Origin of the sequence: Bradyrhizobium sp. NBAIM08 (genome assembly GCF_020193935.1) — a bacterium.
Classification (GTDB): Bacteria; Pseudomonadota; Alphaproteobacteria; order Rhizobiales; family Xanthobacteraceae; genus Bradyrhizobium; species Bradyrhizobium yuanmingense.
In genome coordinates this window covers 1-427 of sequence record NZ_JADYVR010000600.1, presented here as the reverse complement: position 1 = coordinate 427, position 427 = coordinate 1, and the positions used below count along the sequence as shown (strand labels likewise).

General features: G+C 61.1%; 1 pseudogene. It reads left to right on the top strand.

Annotated elements, in window-relative coordinates:
- Window positions 1-34 precede the first annotated feature (34 nt).
- Window positions 35-427, top strand: a pseudogene (locus I6F37_RS41150) (hypothetical protein); the annotation flags it as partial.

Below are 427 nucleotides of genomic sequence, written 5' to 3'. Positions count from 1 at the left end.
CCCCAAGACCTCTGGGCGAGAAGTCGTCCGTCAGTTGCAGGCTCTGCTGGGGCTCGAGAACCGCGGGCGGATCTCCTCCTGCGACAGCGCCTACTGCCAGGCCAAGGCTCGATTGCCCCTGGCTTTGCTCAAGAGCGCCTTGAGCGATTCGGCCCGTTCGGCCGATAAACGTGCGGGCGCTTGGTGCATTCCGAGGTTGGATCGAGAAATCGTCATCGTCGATGGCTCGACGACTTCCTTGCCCGATACCCCGGACAATCAGCGAAGCTTTCCTCAGTCTGCCTCCCAGGCCAGGGGATGTGGGTTTCCGCTCCTGAAATTTGTGGTTCTCTTCAGCCTGGCCAGCGGCGCCATCCGCGACGTCGTCATTGGCAATAAGCACGCGCATGAACTGCGGCTCTTCCGACGAATTTGGCAGGGGCTTAAG